The organism is Sporosarcina sp. UB5, from assembly GCF_050859005.1.
Taxonomy (GTDB): domain Bacteria; phylum Bacillota; class Bacilli; order Bacillales_A; family Planococcaceae; genus Sporosarcina.
Window position 1 is genome coordinate 1,222,501 of sequence record NZ_CP125984.1, and the last position, 19,833, is coordinate 1,242,333.

Here is a 19,833-nt window from a genome sequence, read left to right on the forward strand (position 1 = left end):
CAGACTGCGGGTGATAAGATCCGTAGTCGAGAGGGAAACAGCCCAGACCGCCAGTTAAGGTCCCCAAGTATCTGTTAAGTGGAAAAGGATGTGGCGCTGCCCAGACAACCAGGATGTTGGCTTAGAAGCAGCCACCATTTAAAGAGTGCGTAATAGCTCACTGGTCGAGTGGCGCTGCGCCGAAAATGTACCGGGGCTAAACAGATCACCGAAACTGCGGATTGACACCTATGGTGTCAGTGGTAGGAGAGCGTTCCAAGGGCGTCGAAGCTAGACCGTAAGGACTGGTGGAGCGCTTGGAAGTGAGAATGCCGGTATGAGTAGCGAAAGAAGGGTGAGAATCCCTTCCACCGAATGCCTAAGGTTTCCTGAGGAAGGCTCGTCCGCTCAGGGTTAGTCGGGACCTAAGTCGAGGCCGAAAGGCGTAGACGATGGACAACAGGTTGATATTCCTGTACCACCTCCCCGCCGTTATCAGCAATGGGGGGACGCAGAAGGATAGGGTGAGCGCGCTGTTGGTTATGCGCGTCCAAGCAGTGAGGTGTGAAACGAGGCAAATCCCGTTTCTATAACATTGAGCTGTGATGGCGAGGGGAATTATCCCCGGAGTCCCTGATTTCACACTGCCAAGAAAAGCCTCTAGCGAGGCGGGAGGTGCCCGTACCGCAAACCGACACAGGTAGGCGAGGAGAGAATCCTAAGGTGATCGAGAGAACTCTCGTTAAGGAACTCGGCAAAATGACCCCGTAACTTCGGGAGAAGGGGTGCTCTGGTAGGGTGTTAAAGCCCGAGAGAGCCGCAGTGAATAGGCCCAGGCGACTGTTTAGCAAAAACACAGGTCTCTGCAAAACCGTAAGGTGACGTATAGGGGCTGACGCCTGCCCGGTGCTGGAAGGTTAAGAGGAGAGGTCAGCGCAAGCGAAGCTTCGAATTGAAGCCCCAGTAAACGGCGGCCGTAACTATAACGGTCCTAAGGTAGCGAAATTCCTTGTCGGGTAAGTTCCGACCCGCACGAAAGGCGTAACGATCTGGGCACTGTCTCAACGAGAGACTCGGTGAAATTATAATATGCGTGAAGATGCGCATTACCCGCGACAGGACGGAAAGACCCCGTGGAGCTTTACTGTAGCCTGATATTGAATTCCGGTGCAGCCTGTACAGGATAGGTAGGAGCCTTGGAATCCGGAGCGCCAGCTTCGGAGGAGGCAATGGTGGGATACTACCCTGGCTGTATTGGACTTCTAACCCTTGCCCGTGATCCGGGCAGGAGACAGTGTCAGGTGGGCAGTTTGACTGGGGCGGTCGCCTCCTAAAGTGTAACGGAGGCGCCCAAAGGTTCCCTCAGAATGGTTGGACATCATTCGTAGAGTGCAAAGGCATAAGGGAGCTTGACTGCGAGACCTACAAGTCGAGCAGGGTCGAAAGACGGGCTTAGTGATCCGGTGGTTCCGCATGGAAGGGCCATCGCTCAACGGATAAAAGCTACCCCGGGGATAACAGGCTTATCTCCCCCAAGAGTCCACATCGACGGGGAGGTTTGGCACCTCGATGTCGGCTCATCGCATCCTGGGGCTGTAGTCGGTCCCAAGGGTTGGGCTGTTCGCCCATTAAAGCGGTACGCGAGCTGGGTTCAGAACGTCGTGAGACAGTTCGGTCCCTATCCGTCGCGGGCGCAGGAAATTTGAGAGGAGCTGTCCTTAGTACGAGAGGACCGGGATGGACATACCGCTGGTGTACCAGTTGTCTTGCCAAAGGCATCGCTGGGTAGCTATGTATGGACGGGATAAATGCTGAAAGCATCTAAGCATGAAGCCCCCCTCAAGATGAGATTTCCCATTACATTTGTAAGTAAGATCCCTCAAAGAAGATGAGGTGGATAGGTCCGGGGTGGAAGCGTGGCGACACGTGCAGCTGACGGATACTAATCGATCGAGGACTTAACCTTATAAGTTAATTAAGTACGGTTGAACTTGGAGTTCAGCAACAATGTTGGTTTTATCCGGTTTTGAACGAACAAATTTCGTTCATACATAGTCTGGTGACGATGGCGAAGAGGTCACACCCGTTCCCATACCGAACACGGAAGTTAAGCTCTTCAGCGCCGATGGTAGTAGGGGGCTTCCCCCTGTGAGAGTAGGACGTCGCCGGGCCAAGGCCATTCCCTTTGGGGAGTGGTTTTTTTGTGTTTAAAAATCCGGAGGATTTATATCTTTGAAAAGTAATGGGTTTTTCTTTTCCGATAGAAGTTAAGCTCTTCAGCGGCGATGGTAGTAAGGCGGCGCAGCCGCTTTGCGTAATTTACGCCAACGGTGTAAATTACGCAGGGAATAGGCTTCCCCCTGTGAGAGTAGGACGTCGCCGGGCCAAGGCCATCCCCTGTGGGGGGTGGTTTTTTTGTGTTTAAAATTATTATTTCTATTAATGCTTAAAGTGTTAAAGGCATTTAGCGCGAGTTGGAATGTGAAAATAATGTAGAGAAACCGCGGTTATGCTGTCTTATTGCGCGGAAGGATATTAATATCCAAAATGCTACAACTTTCGCGCCCAATGCCTTTGACAAACTAAAATGAGCCCGCGTCCAAAGCAAGCCTCTCCGCGCCCAAAGTGATGCGTCCCGCGCCCAAAGCGAGCCTCTCCGCGCCCAAAGTGATGCGTTCTGCGTCCAAAGCGAGCCTCTCCGCGCCCAAAGTGATGCATTCCGCGTCCAAAGCGAGCCTCTCCGCGCCCAAAGTGATGCGTCCCGCGCCCAAAGCAAGCTGTTCCGCGCCCAAAGTGATGCGTTCCGCGTCCAAAGCAAGCCTCTCCGCGCCCAAAGTGATGCGTTCCGCGTCCAAAGCAAGCCTCTCCGCGCCCAAACCGATCCCTCCCCCGTCCAAAGCAAGCCACCTGGCATCCCAAAAATACCCCTCTTCACATCCAGTCCAGACATAAAACCTGTTAAATAATTTATACGTATTCAATTTCTTCTGGAAGAATAGGGTATATTGAAGGGAGGAGGTGGGAGAAGGTGATTTTAATCAATGTGGCGAATAGGTTTTTCAAGGAGCGCTTTTTCGATCAGGCGGCGCAGACTGCGTATTATTTACTGCTATCAATGTTTCCTTTTCTCATTTTCCTATTCTCCTTGCTCAGTTATTTGCCTGTAGATGAGGAGATGTTTTTAGCGTTCATTAAGCCGTTTGCGCCGAATGAGGCGTATGTAATTATTGAGCAGAATGTGCGGGCAATTATTTTTAAGGTGCAGGGGAAAGTGTTGTATACAAGCTTGGCAGTCGCTTTCTGGCTGTCATCTGTTGCGGTGCAATCGTTGGCACGCTCGTTGGATTTAGCGTATGGATACGTAAGACGGTATCCATTTTGGAAAGTGTTAATTCGGGACTTAGGTGTTACTTTATTATTCATGCTAATTCTTTCCTTGTCGTTGTTTCTCCCATTGGTGGAACGCGCGTTGCACGAAGTAGTGACCTATTATGATACGGTCGAGGATTGGCGTGGTTGGCAAACCGTGTGGCCGAAAGTGAAGTGGGGCCTTGGGACGTTGTTTTTATTCCTATTCTTCCTATTGTTTTACAAAGTTGTTCCGACAGGTAGAATGAAAGTGAAGGAAGTGTTGCCGGGTGCGCTATTTTCTGCAATCGGCTGGCAACTGTTCTCACTTTTCTTCGGAAGTTATGTGGCAAATGTCGATTATACAAGAATCTACGGACAGTTATCAGGCATTATCCTGCTAGTTCTATGGTTTTATTTAACTGCAGTCATCTTTATGGTTTCAGGGTTACTCAATGCAGAGTTACGGGCATTTTTAAAAGGAAAGGGAAGATAAATATGAAAATACTTGTGGTGGATGATGATCCAAATATATTGGAGCTTTTGAATATCCATTTATCCAAAGCAGGATATGAAGTGATCAAGGCGGCGAATGGTGCCCAAGCGCTTGAGAAGCTAAAGGAGCATTATCCCGACTTGGCTGTTGTCGATGTCATGATGCCTGGGATGGATGGATTTGAATTAACACAAAAGATACGCGCGGAAGCAGAAATCCCGGTTTTATTGCTAACTGCGAAAGGGGAGCTTGAAGATAAGGAGAAAGGCTTTTTGGCAGGCTCTGATGATTATGTTGTCAAACCGTTTGAGCCAAGGGAGCTTCTCTTTAGGATCAATGCCATTTTACGCAGATATGACAAAGCGATGGATCTGCTCATACAGGCAGGGGCGCTTACAATTAACCGGCAAAGCTATGAAGTGTCAATCGGGAAAAAAGTGTTGCTGTTGCCATTGAAGGAATTTGAACTACTGTCCGTTCTTGCCTCCAAGCCGAATCAAGTATTTGACCGAGATTTCCTAATTGAACGCGTTTGGGGCTTCGATTATGAAGGGGATGAACAGACGCTAAATGTTCATATTAAACGGCTTCGGGATAAGCTAGAAGGGCTACCGGAGGAGATTTACATAACGACAGTCCGAGGAGTTGGTTATAAGCTTGAGGTGTCCAATACATGAGATCCCTTTATGGAAAGTTCCTCTCCTTTACGACAGGTATTATGCTAACGAGTGTTGTCGTAGCGTTTCTTATAGTGAATACATATTATCACCACCAATTGAAAGGTCAAAATGACGCGAAAAACATGAATATCGCACGTACGATTGCCGAGTACATTGAGACGGAAGAGCCTGCCGATTTGGCGCATTATTTTAGCATGCAGGCAGCCTCTGGTTATAAATTATTCGTAGTTAATGAAGATCGGGAAGCAATTATGTATGGGACACCATTCCGTGTGGAGAATTTGAGGATCGCATCGGTGGATCAAGTGCTGGATGGTGAGCGGTACCATGGTATGCGGGACTTGAAGACGGAGACGTTCATGACCGGTTTTTTCTCGGACCAACTCGCGAACACGGTAGGCGTTCCATTTACCTATAATGGGCAATCCTATGCACTTTTCATGAGGCCGGATATTAAATTCTTGTTTACGGAAGTCCATTTCTTATTGGGCGGCATGGTCGTCGTCATGGCGGTCGTGAGTCTGTTGTCGATGTTAATTGTCGCGAAGAAATTGATTGAACCAATCACGAAGTTGACAGTTGCGGCGAAAAAGGTCGGTGACGAAAAGTTTACTGGATCCCTTCATATTAATCGGCGTGATGAAATTGGTCAGCTGGCGCAAAGTTTTCAGCAGATGACCGAGAAGTTGAGCGAAAATGACCGGGTGCGCAAAGAGTTCATTAGCGACGTTTCACACGACTTCCAATCTCCTTTGCTCAATATTAAAGGATATGCCAACTTGCTAATGAACAGCGAACTACCAGAACAGGAGAGACAAAGTTATGCGAAAGTTATTCAGTCTGAAACGGAACGACTTTCTTCATTGACAAAGCAATTATTGCTACTGACGTCACTTGACCAATTAGTGTCTCCCTTAAAGCAAACAAAATTCAGTTTGGATGAGCAAATAAAAGAAATCATCCGTAAACAAAGATGGCTTCTTGAGGAGAAGCAAATGTCACTTGTCATGGAACTGGACGAAGTGGAGATGATAGGAAATGCTGCGTTCCTTGAAAAAGTATGGGAAAATCTACTTTCCAATGCATTGAAATATACGGAGATGGGTGGCGAGATCGACATTCGCCTGACAGATCGAACGGATGAAGTGAAAATTATCTTCCGGGACACTGGCGCAGGAATTGCAGAAGAACATTTAAGCAGGCTGTTTGACCGTTTTTACCGTGTCGATCATTCAAGGACACGAGAAACTGAAGGAACGGGACTCGGGCTTTCCATCGTGCATCAAGTCGTGAAGCTCCACGGCGGCAATGTTGAGATCGATAGTGAGGAAGGGATTGGTACAACTTTTACTGTCACACTTCCAAAGTTGTAATCTGTTGTTAATGTTCCGTTCATGTTGGCCTTCTAAAATAGGGGTAACACTTACAAAATAGGAGGAATAACAACATGCAAGAGAATTGGAGTATACGTCTTATCCGTATTTCGGCGATTTTCGGGCTGATTGGAGCATTTTTAGGGTCTCATATGGCAGGGGCAGGATCGTATGCATTCAGACCGATCCACGCGCATATTTTAGTTGTCGGCTGGTTATCGGTTTTCGCTTGGGGCGTCTTCTACAAAATTTATAAAATCCGTGCAAAGAAGTTGATTACTGCACATAGTTGGACAGCAATTATCGGTTCTATCGGTTTAACAGCAGGCATGTGGTTCCAGTTTATGCAACCATTCGGTGTGAATGAAACGTTCTCACTCATCTTCTATATAGTAGGAGGAAGTGTCCTGCTCATAAGCTTTGTATTATTTGTATTGTTGACATTCCTAATCGAGAAAGAAGGTAGACGATAGTGGCGGAAGGACAGTTAAAAGGTAGACGTCTATGGTGGTTCTTCATATCGATTTGGCTGCTGGTCACAATTTTGCTTTCTGCATTTGCACCGGGCAGCAAGGAAAATCTCATTGCCAATAAAGACTCGGGCTTGCCATCTGATGCTCCGTCCATCGTCGCTGCACATGAATTGGAGAAGTATTTTCCGAATAACGGAGGCATCCCGCTATTTGCAGTGTTCCATAAGGTCGGCGAGCTGTCAGATGAAGAGATTCTAGGCTTCACGCAAGCTATTGAATCTTTGAAAGTGGATAAAGCGTTTGAAGAAGTGGATGTCATTCCTTTATCCAAATTACAGCCAGAGCAGCGCGCACCATTTTTATCGGAAAATAAAAAGACGTTTTTCATTCCGTTGACGTTACCGCAGAACCTCGAAGGAAAGGATCTGAACAAGTTAGTCCAGTCCATTAAGGAATATGTGGATGATCAAGTCGATCATACAGTTGAGTTATCATGGACGGGGCCGGCTGGAATTGCATCAGATGCAGTTGAGCTATTCAGTCAAGCGGATATCGTCCTGTTGTTGTCCACGGTCGGTCTAATCTTGGTTTTGCTCTTGGTCATTTACCGTTCGCCTCTATTGACGTTAATTCCTTTAGTAGGCGCAGGTATTGTTTACGCAGTTGTTGATCGGGTGGTCGGCTTTACAACTGCGCAAGGTTGGTTTGGCGTTGATAGCCAGGCGCTGTCGATTATGACGATTCTTTTATTTGCGGTCGTTACGGATTATTCATTGCTCATCTTCTCTCGTTATCGAGAGGAATTGAAAGTGCATGAGGATGCTAATTTGGCGATGAGGGAAACAATGCGCCACGTAAAAGAGCCTATTTTCTTCAGTGGCAGCACAATCGTGTTAGGCGTTGCGACATTGTTTTTTGCTCTGTATGAGCCGTACCGTAATTTTGCACCGGTTTTCGCAATTGCAGCAGGCGCAATGCTCATTGCAGGCTTGACGCTATTGCCGGCATTGTTTGCGGTAATTGGGAGAAAGGCATTTTGGCCTGTCATTCCGAAATATGGCGAAGCTACAGTCGAGAAAAAAACGATTTGGGGCAAGGTGGCGGCTATTGTTACGAAAAAGCCATGGCAATTCTTGACCCCAATATTGTTACTACTGGCGTTAGGTGCTTGGAATATGACGAATGTAAAAGAGTCATATGATTTAATCGCATCTTTTCCAGAAGACCTTTCATCAAGGGTCGGTTATGAGCGATTAGGGGAGGACTTTTCAAAAGGAAGCTTGGCACCGGGAACATTGCTCTTTGTTTCTGAAAATGAATTGGGCATGGAAGGATTGCGGGCAGCTATTGATCAAATTGAAGAGGATCCCGCCATTGCCAAAGTGACAACACAAGGCAATCCACTGAATGAAGACGGGAAAGCGGCAAAGTTCTCTGTCATATTTGAAGGAAATCCATATGATGAGGAAGCGTTCGATGCGGTCTTGAAACTGCGGGAAGATAGTGAAAAGATTTTGAAAGAGGCTGACTTATCAAATACAACGATGTACGTTTCTGGCGAGACGGCTATCAACGCCGATTTACGGGATATTAATGACCGGGATACGTGGACTGTCGTGATCTTAATGACGGCTTTGATTACAATCATGTTAGGCTTCCAAACGAGGTCAATCATCGCGCCGATTTACATGATTGGAAGCATCTTGCTGTCGTTTGCAGCTACCATCGGCTTGGCGTATTTCCTATTTGAAGTCTTCTTGAATCTAGATGGGATTGGCTACCGGATTCCGCTGTATGCATTTGTCTTCCTTGTCGCATTGGGCGTTGATTATTCCATTATGCTCATTGCACGAATCCGTGAAGAAATGAAAGAGATGCCTTTTGACGAAGCGGTGCGAAAAGGGGTAGAGCGTACTGGGGGAGTCATTAGTTCTGCAGGATTAATCTTAGCTGCAACATTCCTCGTACTTGCAACGATGCCGATTTATGAGTTAAAGCTATTCGGTTTTATTATGGCACTCGGCATTTTAATCGACACGTTCATCGTTCGACCATTGCTAATTCCAGCAATTTTAGTGCTGCTAGGCAAATGGAGTTTTTGGCCGAAAAAGATATGACTACCGATCGCTCCATAGCGATGAAAAAGGTACTTGCAAATGCTGCAAGTACCTTTTTATGTCGATATGACTTCTACTGGTCAATCAACGAATTTAATATTTTGTAACTTGTAGTGACCTGAATCATTGATCCAGTATCCTTCAATCTGATTGCTGACGCCTGTCAAATAAGCTTGGTGATGAATATATACCATCGGTGCTTCTTCAATTAACATTTCCTGTACTTTATCATATAAAGCTAGGCGTTTTTCTTCGTCAATTTCCTCACGGGCTTCATCCAATAATTTATCCATTTCCGCATTTTCATAGAATGTCCGGTTTCCTGGAGCTCCTTTATTGGCTGAATGGAATAGTTGCCTCAAGAAGTAATCGGCATCACCTACAGGGTTGGACAGGCCTAGGATGAACATATCATGTTCCCCATTAGCTGTCTTATCCAAATAAGCGCCCCATTCTACTACTTCAATTTCGACATCGATATTTGCCTGTTTGAGCTCTTGTTGAAGTAATACAGCTATATCGACTCGTTGCGGGTTGTCATTCGTCCAGATTGTAGTACTAAAGCCATCTCCGTAGCCGGCCTCTTCTAAAAGCTCAATCGCTTTCGCTGGATTGTATGAAAGAGGTTTCATGGAGTCGTTATAGCCATATACGCCAGGCGCAAGTGGGCCAACAGCGGGGATGCCAAATCCATCGTAAATTCCTTCTAGTATCTCTTCCTTATTCACGAGCATTGAAATAGCTTGTCTCACTTTTATATTATTAAAAGGCTCTTTATCCATATTAAATCCAATATATGAGAGCGACAAACCATTCGTGACATCTACTTCAGCTTTGCCGGATTCATTAATGCCGGCTACCTCATTCGGTTGTACTGGTTCAATAATATGTGCATACCCAGTTTCCAATTCGGCAATTCGGGTTCCACTTTCAGGTATAACTTTAAAGGTAACTTTGTCTAGAGACGCAGCTGTACCCCAATAGTTCTCATTTTTCGTTAGAACTATTTCCGTTCCAGGTACCCAAGAATCGAACTTGAAAAATCCAGTCCCGATTGGTCCTTCGGCAACGACAGTTCCCGGAAGTTTTCCGTCTTTCATTCCTGCGTAGTCAGCCTCAATCAGTTTCGGACTAATCATGGCACCTACCGGGTGGTTCAAGTGTGCAATCAACGGAGCAAATGGATATTCTGTTTCCATCCGTAGCGTATACTCTTCGATGACCTCTATGTTTGAAATGACTTCAAACAAGAAGGCACGCGGTGCTGCAACTTCAGGATCTAGAATGCGTTCAAAGTTCTTCTTTACAGCTTCAGCATTAAAATCCTCACCATCATGGAATTTAATGCCTTCTTGTAGTTTAAATTCCCATGTTGTATCATCGATAGCTTCCCAAGATTTTGCTAGATTTGGAACTAGATTACCGTCCTTATCTTTTTGAACTAGACCTTCTACTACGTTCGACAGAACTGCTGCTGTCGGTACATCTGTTGCAGTATGCGGATCAAGTGTAGCAGCATCAGACAGTACTGCCAATACTAGCTCTCCACCATCTTCCGCCAGATTCCCCTCAGTTTTATTTCCGCCAGCGCATGCTGACAACAGTAACACAATTATCATTAGGGAAAAAATGGATTTTAGTCTAGTGTTCATATAAATCTACCCCCTTTTTGGTTTTTTAGAACACCTATTACAATACTAACACAAATTAGTACAATTTGTTCGTGTAATCAGATAAAACAGTATTTACGCAAAATAATTTACGCAAAAGAATAAAATAAAAAACGTGAAATCGATGGCACGATTCACGTTTTTTGTCGAAGCTAGTTATGTCCTAGCCTATTTCACAGCAATTATTCGTTATTCTTCATACAGTTATTAGTTCTTTTTCAGGCAAAGTCTCGATATTGCCTTCTGCATCCGTTGAACTGCCTAACAAGTCGCAAGGACGTCCGACTTGGTCAATGACGCCATCTTTTATTTTCACGATCCTATCAGCCAGTACGTGTGCATCGTTTTGATTATGTGTAACGAATATTGCGGTTGTGTTTGCTTTCTTTAAAATTCGGCGAAGGTCTTCTCGTATTTTAACAAGAAGATCGGTGTCGAGATTGCTAAACGGTTCATCCAAAAGAATGAGTTTAGGTTGCGGTGCAATCGCACGTGCAAGAGCCACACGTTGTTGTTGACCACCGCTTAACTGATGTGGATAGCGTTTTTCATAATCTTCGAGTTCGACGAGTTCCAATACTTCATTTACCCGTTTCAGCTTATCTTTACGGCTCATTTTAGGGAGTCCGAATAACACGTTATCTTCAACAGTCATATGTGGGAAAAGCGCATAATCTTGAAATACCATACCAATCCCGCGCTTTTCGGGTTGGACAAATGTATGGCCGTCAAACATTACATGATCGCCTAATGTAAATGAACCACCATTCGGCATTTCAAGCCCGGCAATCAATCGAAGGATTGTACTTTTCCCACTTCCACTTCGTCCAAGTATAGAGATGATCTCACCTTTGTTAACCGTAAGTGTGAAAGCATCGACCGCATTAGCCGACGAATTCGGATAGGTGAAACTCATATTGCGAATATCGATAAACATATTATTCCGGCCCCTCTCCAAGCAGTTTGTTAAAAACGAATATTGCAATTGCACTTACACCGACTATGAGCAAGGAAGCTTGTGACGCTTCCATTATTTTTTCGTCACTTGCATATTGGAACGCCTTTGTTGCGAGTGTATCGTAGTTGAACGGTCGTAAAATGAGCGTCAACGGAATTTCTTTTAAAATATCGACAAAAGTGAGGATGAACCCGCTTAAAATCGCACCTTTCATCATCGGAATATCGATTTTAAAAAATGTACGCATACTGCTTGAGCCTAGCATACGTGAGGCATCACGAAAATCTGTACCAATTTTCGTATATCCCGACTCAATCGAATTGTACCCGATTGCGAAAAACCGTATGATGTATGCGCTAATGAGCATAAATAAGCTGACACTTAAAACGAGCGCAGAATCCAATCCTAAAAACTGATAGACAGGTGCTAGAAACTTGTCGATAGCAATAAACGTCGTAACGACAGCAACCGCAATAACCGCACCGGGAATAGAGTATCCAAGAATCGTTAATTTCGGTAATACTTTTCCGAATTTATGCTTTGTAATCCGGCTGAAATTTCCAATGATAAGGGAGAATAAGATGATTAGCATTGCGGCTGTTCCTGCAACAATAATCGAGTTCTTCGTGTACGTTAACACTTCCTCCATTGGAACTTTACCAAATGTGAGAATCACCCAGTCTATTAACTGAAGAACTGGAATAAGGAATGCAACAGTGAAAATGATGAGTGTATACGCTGTTGCCATCGCTGCCTTTTTTCCTGTTAATTTCACTAGAGGTAGCGGTCTAATTTTTGTTGATGCGAAACTGTATTTCTTTCCGCCACGGAGTGCCCACTCGATTACGAGAATGAATATGACAATGCCCATCAAGCAAGCTGCGAGCTTAATGGACGAGTCCAAGTCCCCTAGGCCAAACCACGTCTGAAAAATAGCAGTACTGAACGTTTGAATGCCGAAATACTTAACTACGCCATAGTCGTTTAACACTTCTAATATGACTAGGCTGACCCCACCAACGACTGACACACGTGAAATGGGAACGACAATTTTCAGGAAGATTTCCATAGGACCTTTCCCAAGTGTCCGCGCGCTTTCAATGAGGGAAGCGGCTTGATTGGATAAGAAAATTCTAGTAATCATATAAACATATGGGTATAGGAATAACGTATAAATGAAAATGGCACCAGGGACGTTCATTATATTGAAATAGTCTTGATTCACCGTCACGTCAAAATGATTTCTGAGTGTCTTCTGAATAACGCCCGTATAATTCAGGATACCGTGATACGTATATGCGCCAATGAATGGCGGTATCGACAAAGGTAAGATAAGTGACCATTTCATGAAATTACGCAGTGGGAAGTCGTATTGTGCAATGAGCCAAGCAAGGCTAAGGCCAATTGCGATTGTGAAGATGGCTGTGAAAAATACGAGTGTAAGCGAAGACTTAATATAGTTTAGAAGCATGAATTCGCGAATATGCCCCCAATTTTCACTTGCGGGTGTAAAAATACCTGTAACAATCGATAAATTCGGCACGAATAGTAATATAATAATGAGTACCGCACCAATCGACCAACCGTTCACGTTTGCAATTCGCCTGTTCATGACCAAACCCATCCTTTACCTTTTCCACAATAACCCCCTGCCGCAAAAGTGACAGGGGGCAAGCTATTATTTCCAACCTACTTCATTAAAGATCATAATTACTTTTGTATTATTTTCTCCAAGAACTGAGAGAGGAATTTCTTGTTCTTTAAATTCTCCCCAAGATTTTAGAAGTTCCGCCGGCTCAACATCCGGGTTTACTGGATATTCGTAGTTTGCTTCCGCAAATGTAAATTGTGCTTCTTCATCTGTAAGGAACTCAAGAAGTTTCAATGCGTTGTCCGCATTTTTTGAACCTTTCACGACTCCAGCTCCGCTAATGTTAACGTGCGTGCCAGTCGTTTCTTGGTTCGGGAAGAAAATGCCAAGTTGCTCTGCTACTTTAACTTCTTCCGGATCTTGAGAGTTTAGCATTTGTCCTAAGTAATACGTGTTCATAATTGCAACGTCACCAATGCCTGCAGCAATGGCCTTCGCTTGGTCACGGTCCCCGCCTTCCGGACTACGTGCCATATTGTTAACAATGCCTTGTGCCCATTCTTTCGCTTTCTCTTCACCGTCAATTTCGATGAAAGAAGCTAATAGCGATTGGTTATACACATTTTCGGATGAACGGATAAGCACCCGTCCTTTCCATACATCTTCTGTGAGCGCCTCGTATGTTGATAACTCTTCAGGCTTCACTTTATCTTTATTATATACGAATATACGAGCACGTTTCGTCAAACCTACCCACATATTATCAGAATCACGGAATTTCTCTGGTACTTGTTTCGATAATATGTCACTTGACACCGATTGAAGTAATCCTTGTTCTTTAGCACGGTACAATCTACCAACGTCTGCTGTTAAGAAAAGATCGGCTTTCGTAGCTGTTCCTTCACGTTTAATCCGCTCAATCAACTCATCCGCTTCACCTTTGATGACGTTTACTTTAATGCCTGTTTCGTCTTCAAATTTTTTGTACAGTTCATTATCGACGTCATAATGTCTGCTCGTATACAAATTCACTTCATTTTTTTCGTTATCCGTTGCATTGTTGTTTTGCTTGTTACTATTCCCACATGCCGCAAGAACGAGTAGCAAAGAGGCTAGCAGGAGCATTAAACTTTTCTTCATGTATTTTCTCTCCCGAGTGATGTATTTTGATTGATAACGATTCTCAATCTCATTATAAATATAAAGTTAGATTACACGAATGTCAACTTATTTTGTGTGAAAATTAATTAAGAAAAACACCCATTTGTGATGGTGGGTGCAATTAAAATTAACGAGACAGGTTTAAATGGAATGAGAATAAAGGGAACGAATGAATAATAGACTATAAAGTATATAAATAATTTTGGCATACCTGAAAAGTATTGAAGGGGGATAAAGAATGGGCAAGAGAAAATGGTTAATTTTATTAGCGCTAGTAGTATGTTTCAGCATGGTATTAGCGGCGTGTTCAGGTGGAAAGAACGCAGGGGAAGATCAATCGAAAGATCCTGCAAAAGAGCCGACAAAAGAGCCGGCAAAGGAGCCTGCAAAAGAGCCGGCAAAAGACGAAATGGCAATGGCGGTCGACCAAACATTGAATGTAAACATTCGTGAGGAGCCGCCCTCATTGCATCCGGGTTCCGCTACGGATACGACTTCAGGGGCAGTGTTAAACCAAGTTTTTGAAGGGTTAATGCGTGTGAACCAACAAGGTGAAGTAGAAAAAGCAATGGCGGAAGACTTTAAGGTGTCGGATGACGGACTGACATACACGTTTACGATTCGTAAAGATGCAAAATGGTCAAACGGTGATCCTGTTGTTGCGGGTGACTTTGAATATGCTTGGAAATGGGTATTGGATCCTGCAAATGTAGACACGGATTACGCGTATCAAATGTATATGATCAAGGGTGCAGAAGCTGCTAAGGAAAAAGGCGGCTCATTGGATGATGTTGGAATTACAGCTAAAGACGATCATACATTGGTTGTAGAGTTGGAACAGCCAACTGCGTATTTCTTGGATTTAACAGCATTCCATACATTCTTCCCTGTTAACGCTAAAGTGGTTGACGGAAAGAACGATTGGGCACAGGAAAAAACAGATAACTATGTGACTAACGGACCGTTCCTATTGGATTCTTGGAAACACAAAGACAAAATCGTTCTTAAGAAAAACCCAGAATATTGGGATGCAGACACAGTTAAATTGGAAACAATCAATATGTTCATGATCATGGACGAAAACACTGCAAAACAAATGTACGACAAAGACGAGTTGGATTGGCTTGGTTCACCAACAGACTCTATCCCGCTTGCTGCAATTCCACATTATAAATCTGAAGGCGAATTAAATATTTCAACGTTAGCAGGTGTATACTACTATGCTTTCAACGTTGAAGAAGAACCGTTTACGAATGTGAATATCCGGAAAGCATTTGCAATGGCGATCAACCGTAAAGGCATTGTAGAAAACATTACAAAAGGTGAGCAGCAGCCAGCAATGGCGCTAGTGCCACCATCGATTTTTGAGGAAAACGCAAAAGGGTATTTTGGGGATAATGATGCAGAGGAAGCAAAAAAATTATTGGCTAAAGGATTAGAAGAACTTGGCCTGAGCGAGTTGCCGACAGTTAAGCTTTCCTACAACACAAGCGAAGCCCATGCTGCCATCGCTCAAGCAGTTCAAGATATGTGGAAGAAAACTCTTGGAGTAAGTGTTGAGCTCCATAACGAAGAGTGGGGCGTGTACCTTGACTCCATGGGTGCAGGAAACTTCCAAGTTGGTCGTATGGGCTGGATAGCTGACTTCAACGATGCTATTAACTTCCTGGAGATCTTTGAAACAGTTGGCGGAAACAACTATACAAACTGGGAAAGTGCAGAGTACCAAGCATTACTTAAAAAATCTAGAACAGAACTAGACAAAGCTGCTCGTGAGAAAATTTTACGGGATGCCGAAGCAATTTTCATGGAAGAACTTCCATTGTCTCCTATCTACTTCTATACAAACGTATGGACAAACAAGGAAAAAGTGAAAAACGTTGAAGTATCACCACTTGGCGTCGTGCAATATAAGTGGGGCTATATTGCCGCTGAATAAGTTTTGAATGTAGATCTTTGAATAGGATTCATAGGGGGCGATTCATTTTCACCCCCTTTTGTGTCTTAAAAGAGATAGACTTCATAGATTACGGGGGTGTAATCATTTGGTTAACTATTTGCTGAAGAAGATTGGGTATATTATTGTTTCCCTTTTTTTTATTATAACAATTACTTTTGCGTTAATGAAACTAGCGCCTGGTGGACCTTTTACATCCGAACGCAAGACTTCACCTGCAATCGAAGAACAAATGAAGGCAGCCTACGGATTAAATGATCCAATCTACAAACAGTACTTCGATTACTTGATCAATGCCGCGACGTTTGATTTTGGCCCATCATTTAAATATGAGGGACAGCAAGTCACGGATATTATAAAAAGAAGCTTGCCGTATTCGTTAGTATTGGGGCTTGAAGCAATTTTTCTGGCGCTGGCATTTGGGGTCTTATTTGGCGTAATTGCAGCGTTTTATCATAATAAATCCGGGGATTATACCGTGATGGTCATAGCGATACTCGGAATTTCGGTTCCAAGTTTCGTATTGGCGACTATTTTACAATATATCTTCTCCATCCAATTATCCATGCTGCCGATCGCTAGGTTTGATTCTTTCGCACATACAATTTTACCGGCAGTCGCTCTAGCAACAACGCCGCTCGCTTTCATTGCACGATTAATGCGTTCAAGCATGCTGGAAGTTATGAATGCCGATTTTATTAAAACAGCAAAATCAAAAGGGTTATCAGGAGCTGTCGTCATTTATAAACACGCTTTAAGAAATGCCATATTACCGGTAGTTTCTTATTTGGGACCTCTAGTTGCCGGCATATTAACCGGGAGCTTCATTATCGAGAAGATATTTGCGATTCCTGGATTAGGAAATGAATTTGTGGTCAGTATTACAAATCGGGATTACACAGTAATTATGGGAACGACCGTTTTCTATAGTGTCCTCTTACTTTTTTCGATTTTGATCGTCGACTTTATTTATGGATTGGTTGATCCGCGGATAAAACTGTCGAGTAAGGGGGCAAAGGCTTAATGGTACAAGCACAAATAAAAGACTCTGATTTTGAACCATTGTTGGTGGACCAAGCGGCAGCTGAACAAATCGTCGGTGAAAGTACATCTTATTGGAAAGATGCTTGGCGACGTTTCAAAAAGAATAAACTAGCACTTTTTGGCGTTGGGGTCATTATTATTCTAACCATTATGGCATTTATTGGCGGACCTATTTCCGGGCATAGTTACGACGATACCGATTTGATAAATGGAAATCAGTCACCATCCGCAGAGCATTGGTTCGGTACAGACAACTTGGGCAGGGATGTTTTTGCACGAACTTGGTATGGAGCGAAGATTTCATTATTCATCGGTTTAATGGCGTCTCTGATTGATTTGGTCATCGGTGTAATTTGGGGGGCTGTTACCGGATTTTACGGCGGGAAACTCGATGAATATATGATGCGTATTGCTGATATCTTATATGGCGTCCCGTATCTATTAGTTGTCATACTTCTTATGGTTGTGATGCCGCCGGGACTCTGGACAATGATCATAGCGATGACAATCACTGGATGGATTAACATGGCCAGGATTGTGCGTGGACAAGTGATGCAGCTGAGGTCAGAAGAGTACGTATTGGCATCAAAGTCCCTAGGCGCGAGTAATTCCAGATTACTATTCCGACATTTAGTTCCGAATACAATTGGACCGATTTTAGTGACATTGACATTAACGATTCCAACAGCGATTTTCACAGAAGCTTTTCTAAGTTATTTAGGATTAGGTGTACCTGCACCCCGTGCGAGTTGGGGGACGATGGCATCAGACGCACTTTCGTCATTCCAATACTATCCTTACCAAATCTTTTTCCCAGCGTTTTTCATTTGCTTAACCATTCTTGCGTTTAATGTCGTTGGCGATGGACTAAGAGATGCGTTAGATCCGAAAGAGAGTAAATAAGGGGGTGCACGAACGTGAAAAAGATATTGGAGGTAAATGATTTATCGGTGTCATTTGAAACATACGGTGCAGACGTACAAGCCGTTCGTGGGGTTTCCTTCAGATTGAACGAAGGCGAAACATTGGCAATTGTAGGCGAGTCGGGCTCTGGAAAGAGTGTGACGGGGCTTTCCATTATGCGGATTGTATCCATGCCCCCAGGTAAATTTGTCGGCGGTTCGATTTTATTTAATGGTGAAGACCTGATGAAGAAGTCAGAAACGCAAATGCAGGAAATACGCGGTAAAAAAATAAGTATGATTTTCCAAGATCCGATGACCTCCCTTAACCCGACTATGACGATTGGAAATCAAATCTCTGAAAGTTTGATCAAACATCAAAAGATGTCGAAGAAAGAAGCACGTATGCGGGGGGTAGAATTATTAAGACTTGTCGGGATACCGAACCCTGAAATCCGTATTACGCAATACCCTCACCAATATTCTGGAGGCATGCGGCAACGTGCGATGATTGCAATTGCTTTGGCATGCAATCCGAATGTATTAATTGCGGATGAACCGACTACAGCACTGGACGTGACCATTCAAGCACAAATTTTAGAGCTTATGCGTGAGTTGCAAGAAAAAATAGGAACCGCCATCATTTTAATCACACATGACTTGGGGGTAGTGGCGAGTGTAGCGAGCAGGGTCGCGGTGATGTACGGCGGGAAGATTGTCGAAACAGGCAATGTTGATGAAATCTTTTACAACCCTAAGCATCCGTATACATGGGGACTGTTGGGATCTATGCCGAAATTGAATAGTAAGAAAGAAGAGTTACTGGCGATTCCCGGATCCCCACCGAATTTGGCAAATCCTCCGAAAGGCTGTCCTTTCGTGGCAAGATGTCCATATGCGATGAAAGTATGTAAAGGGCATATGCCTGAATACACGAGTTTGTCGGACACGCAGCAGACGGCCTGTTGGTTGTTAGATGAACGTGCTCCTAAAGTGGACATCCCGATAACTGCAGTCGTTGGAGGGAGAAAGGTCCATGGATAAACGTCAGAAGAAGCTGTTGGAAATTAAGAATTTGCAAAAGTATTTTCCGGTGGGGCGAAATACAATTCTAAAAGCGGTGGATGGAATCACCTTTGACATTTACGAAGGGGAAACATTTGGGTTAGTTGGTGAGTCCGGTTGTGGTAAATCAACTGCCGGCAGAACAATCATGGGACTGTATGAAGCGACTGGCGGAGAAGTACGCTTTTTAAATGAAAACGTACATGCCAAGAAATCCAAAAAAGAAATGAAAGAATTCAATCGAAATATGCAAATGATCTTTCAAGATCCTTACGCTTCATTAAATCCCAGAATGACGGTTAAAGACATTATAGCGGAAGGGCTGGATATCCATGGGTTAGTGAAAGGCAAAATGGGACGGATCGAGCGGGTGAATGAGCTGCTTGAAACGGTTGGGCTGAATAGCGATCACGGGAATAGATATCCACATGAATTCAGCGGTGGGCAACGGCAACGAATCGGGATTGCAAGAGCACTTGCCGTGAACCCTCAATTCATTGTAGCGGATGAACCGATTTCAGCATTGGATGTGTCTATACAGGCGCAAGTTGTCAACTTGTTGAAAAAGCTGCAGGTCGAGCGTGGGCTCACTTATTTGTTTATCGCACATGATTTATCCATGGTTAAGCACATTAGTGATCGTGTAGGTGTAATGTACTTAGGTGGCATGGCTGAAATTGCCTCGAGTGATGAGTTGTACGATAATCCGATGCATCCTTATACGCAAGCGTTATTAAGTTCGATTCCGATTTCGGATCCGGAAGTGGAGAGATCTCGTGAAAAAATGACAATCAAGGGAGATATACCGAGCCCGATGAATCCCCCTAGCGGTTGTCGGTTCAGGACAAGATGTCCATTTGCCAAGGATGTATGTGCGAAAGTAATTCCGGAATTTAAAGAGTATAAGACTGATCATTGGGTAGCGTGTCATATGTATAGTGATGAATATGGAGCGAATTTTGAAAGACCTGATTTCACGGTTGGAAGCAGGGTGTTTGAAAAGAGCATTTCATAAAATA

Annotated in this window: 15 protein-coding genes and 2 rRNA genes (1 of these 17 only partly in view); 12 read left to right on the forward strand and 5 right to left on the reverse strand. The window is 44.0% G+C overall.

Annotated features, from left to right (window positions below; genetic code table 11):
• Positions 1–1,945 (forward strand): 23S ribosomal RNA (locus QM454_RS06450); it begins 989 nt to the left of the window's first position.
• An 89-nt stretch (positions 1,946–2,034) separates the two neighbouring features.
• A 5S ribosomal RNA gene (gene rrf / locus QM454_RS06455) occupies positions 2,035–2,150 on the forward strand.
• Between the two features lie 411 nt (positions 2,151–2,561).
• On the opposite strand, the gene QM454_RS06460 is transcribed toward rrf, so the two are convergent.
• A complete protein-coding gene (locus QM454_RS06460; RefSeq protein ID WP_432363014.1) occupies positions 2,562–2,876 on the reverse strand; it encodes a hypothetical protein in 315 nt (104 codons plus the stop codon).
• A 131-nt stretch (positions 2,877–3,007) separates the two neighbouring features.
• Here QM454_RS06460 and QM454_RS06465 point away from each other — a divergent pair, with 131 nt between their 5' ends.
• The 5 genes from QM454_RS06465 to QM454_RS06485 all read left to right on the forward strand — a co-directional run bounded on the left by QM454_RS06465 (position 3,008) and on the right by QM454_RS06485 (position 8,466).
• Entirely contained in the window at positions 3,008–3,823 is an 816-nt protein-coding gene (locus QM454_RS06465; RefSeq protein WP_432363017.1) for a YihY/virulence factor BrkB family protein, read from the forward strand.
• A 2-nt stretch (positions 3,824–3,825) separates the two neighbouring features.
• Positions 3,826–4,500 (forward strand): response regulator, encoded by a 675-nt coding sequence (locus QM454_RS06470; RefSeq protein ID WP_432363020.1) that lies wholly within the window; start codon positions 3,826–3,828, stop codon positions 4,498–4,500.
• Positions 4,497–5,876, forward strand: a complete 1,380-nt coding sequence (locus tag QM454_RS06475) for a sensor histidine kinase (protein WP_432363023.1) — start codon at positions 4,497–4,499, stop codon at positions 5,874–5,876. Before QM454_RS06470 ends, QM454_RS06475 begins: the two co-directional genes overlap by 4 nt.
• 74 nt (positions 5,877–5,950) lie before the next feature.
• The gene (locus QM454_RS06480) at positions 5,951–6,349 is read left to right on the forward strand and encodes a hypothetical protein (RefSeq protein ID WP_432363026.1); all 399 of its coding nucleotides are present in this window, start codon (positions 5,951–5,953) and stop codon (positions 6,347–6,349) included.
• On the forward strand, positions 6,349–8,466 hold the full coding sequence (locus QM454_RS06485; protein WP_432363029.1) for an MMPL family transporter: 2,118 nt from the start codon (positions 6,349–6,351) through the stop codon (positions 8,464–8,466). Before QM454_RS06480 ends, QM454_RS06485 begins: the two co-directional genes overlap by 1 nt.
• Before the next feature lie 80 nt (positions 8,467–8,546).
• Here QM454_RS06485 and QM454_RS06490 read toward each other — a convergent pair whose 3' ends face one another.
• The 4 genes from QM454_RS06490 to QM454_RS06505 form a co-directional block, all read right to left on the reverse strand.
• Complete coding sequence (locus QM454_RS06490) at positions 8,547–10,118, reverse strand: glutathione ABC transporter substrate-binding protein (RefSeq protein WP_432363032.1); 1,572 nt, start codon at positions 10,116–10,118, stop codon at positions 8,547–8,549.
• A 214-nt stretch (positions 10,119–10,332) separates the two neighbouring features.
• Positions 10,333–11,073 (reverse strand): ABC transporter ATP-binding protein, encoded by a 741-nt coding sequence (locus QM454_RS06495; RefSeq protein WP_432363035.1) that lies wholly within the window; start codon positions 11,071–11,073, stop codon positions 10,333–10,335.
• A 1-nt stretch (position 11,074) separates the two neighbouring features.
• Positions 11,075–12,706 (reverse strand): ABC transporter permease, encoded by a 1,632-nt coding sequence (locus QM454_RS06500; RefSeq protein ID WP_432363038.1) that lies wholly within the window; start codon positions 12,704–12,706, stop codon positions 11,075–11,077.
• 66 nt (positions 12,707–12,772) lie between these two features.
• Positions 12,773–13,825: a Fe(3+) ABC transporter substrate-binding protein gene (locus tag QM454_RS06505; protein ID WP_432363041.1), complete on the reverse strand. Its 1,053-nt coding sequence runs from the start codon at positions 13,823–13,825 to the stop codon at positions 12,773–12,775.
• Positions 13,826–14,084: 259 nt separating this feature from the next.
• Between QM454_RS06505 and QM454_RS06510 the strand changes: the two genes are divergently transcribed.
• From QM454_RS06510 to QM454_RS06530, 5 genes are all read left to right on the forward strand, one after another.
• Entirely contained in the window at positions 14,085–15,785 is a 1,701-nt protein-coding gene (locus QM454_RS06510) for a peptide ABC transporter substrate-binding protein (protein WP_432363045.1), read from the forward strand.
• A 106-nt stretch (positions 15,786–15,891) separates the two neighbouring features.
• Positions 15,892–16,827, forward strand: coding sequence for an ABC transporter permease (locus QM454_RS06515; protein ID WP_432363047.1), 936 nt, complete (start codon positions 15,892–15,894; stop codon positions 16,825–16,827).
• The gene (locus QM454_RS06520; RefSeq protein ID WP_432363049.1) at positions 16,827–17,750 is read left to right on the forward strand and encodes an ABC transporter permease; all 924 of its coding nucleotides are present in this window, start codon (positions 16,827–16,829) and stop codon (positions 17,748–17,750) included. Before QM454_RS06515 ends, QM454_RS06520 begins: the two co-directional genes overlap by 1 nt.
• Positions 17,751–17,764: 14 nt before the next feature.
• Positions 17,765–18,793 carry an ABC transporter ATP-binding protein gene (locus QM454_RS06525; protein ID WP_432363052.1) on the forward strand — a complete coding sequence of 343 codons (1,029 nt, stop codon included), beginning with the start codon at positions 17,765–17,767 and terminating at the stop codon, positions 18,791–18,793.
• Positions 18,786–19,829 carry an ABC transporter ATP-binding protein gene (locus QM454_RS06530; protein ID WP_432363055.1) on the forward strand — a complete coding sequence of 348 codons (1,044 nt, stop codon included), beginning with the start codon at positions 18,786–18,788 and terminating at the stop codon, positions 19,827–19,829. Before QM454_RS06525 ends, QM454_RS06530 begins: the two co-directional genes overlap by 8 nt.
• The last annotated feature ends 4 nt before the right edge of the window (positions 19,830–19,833 follow it).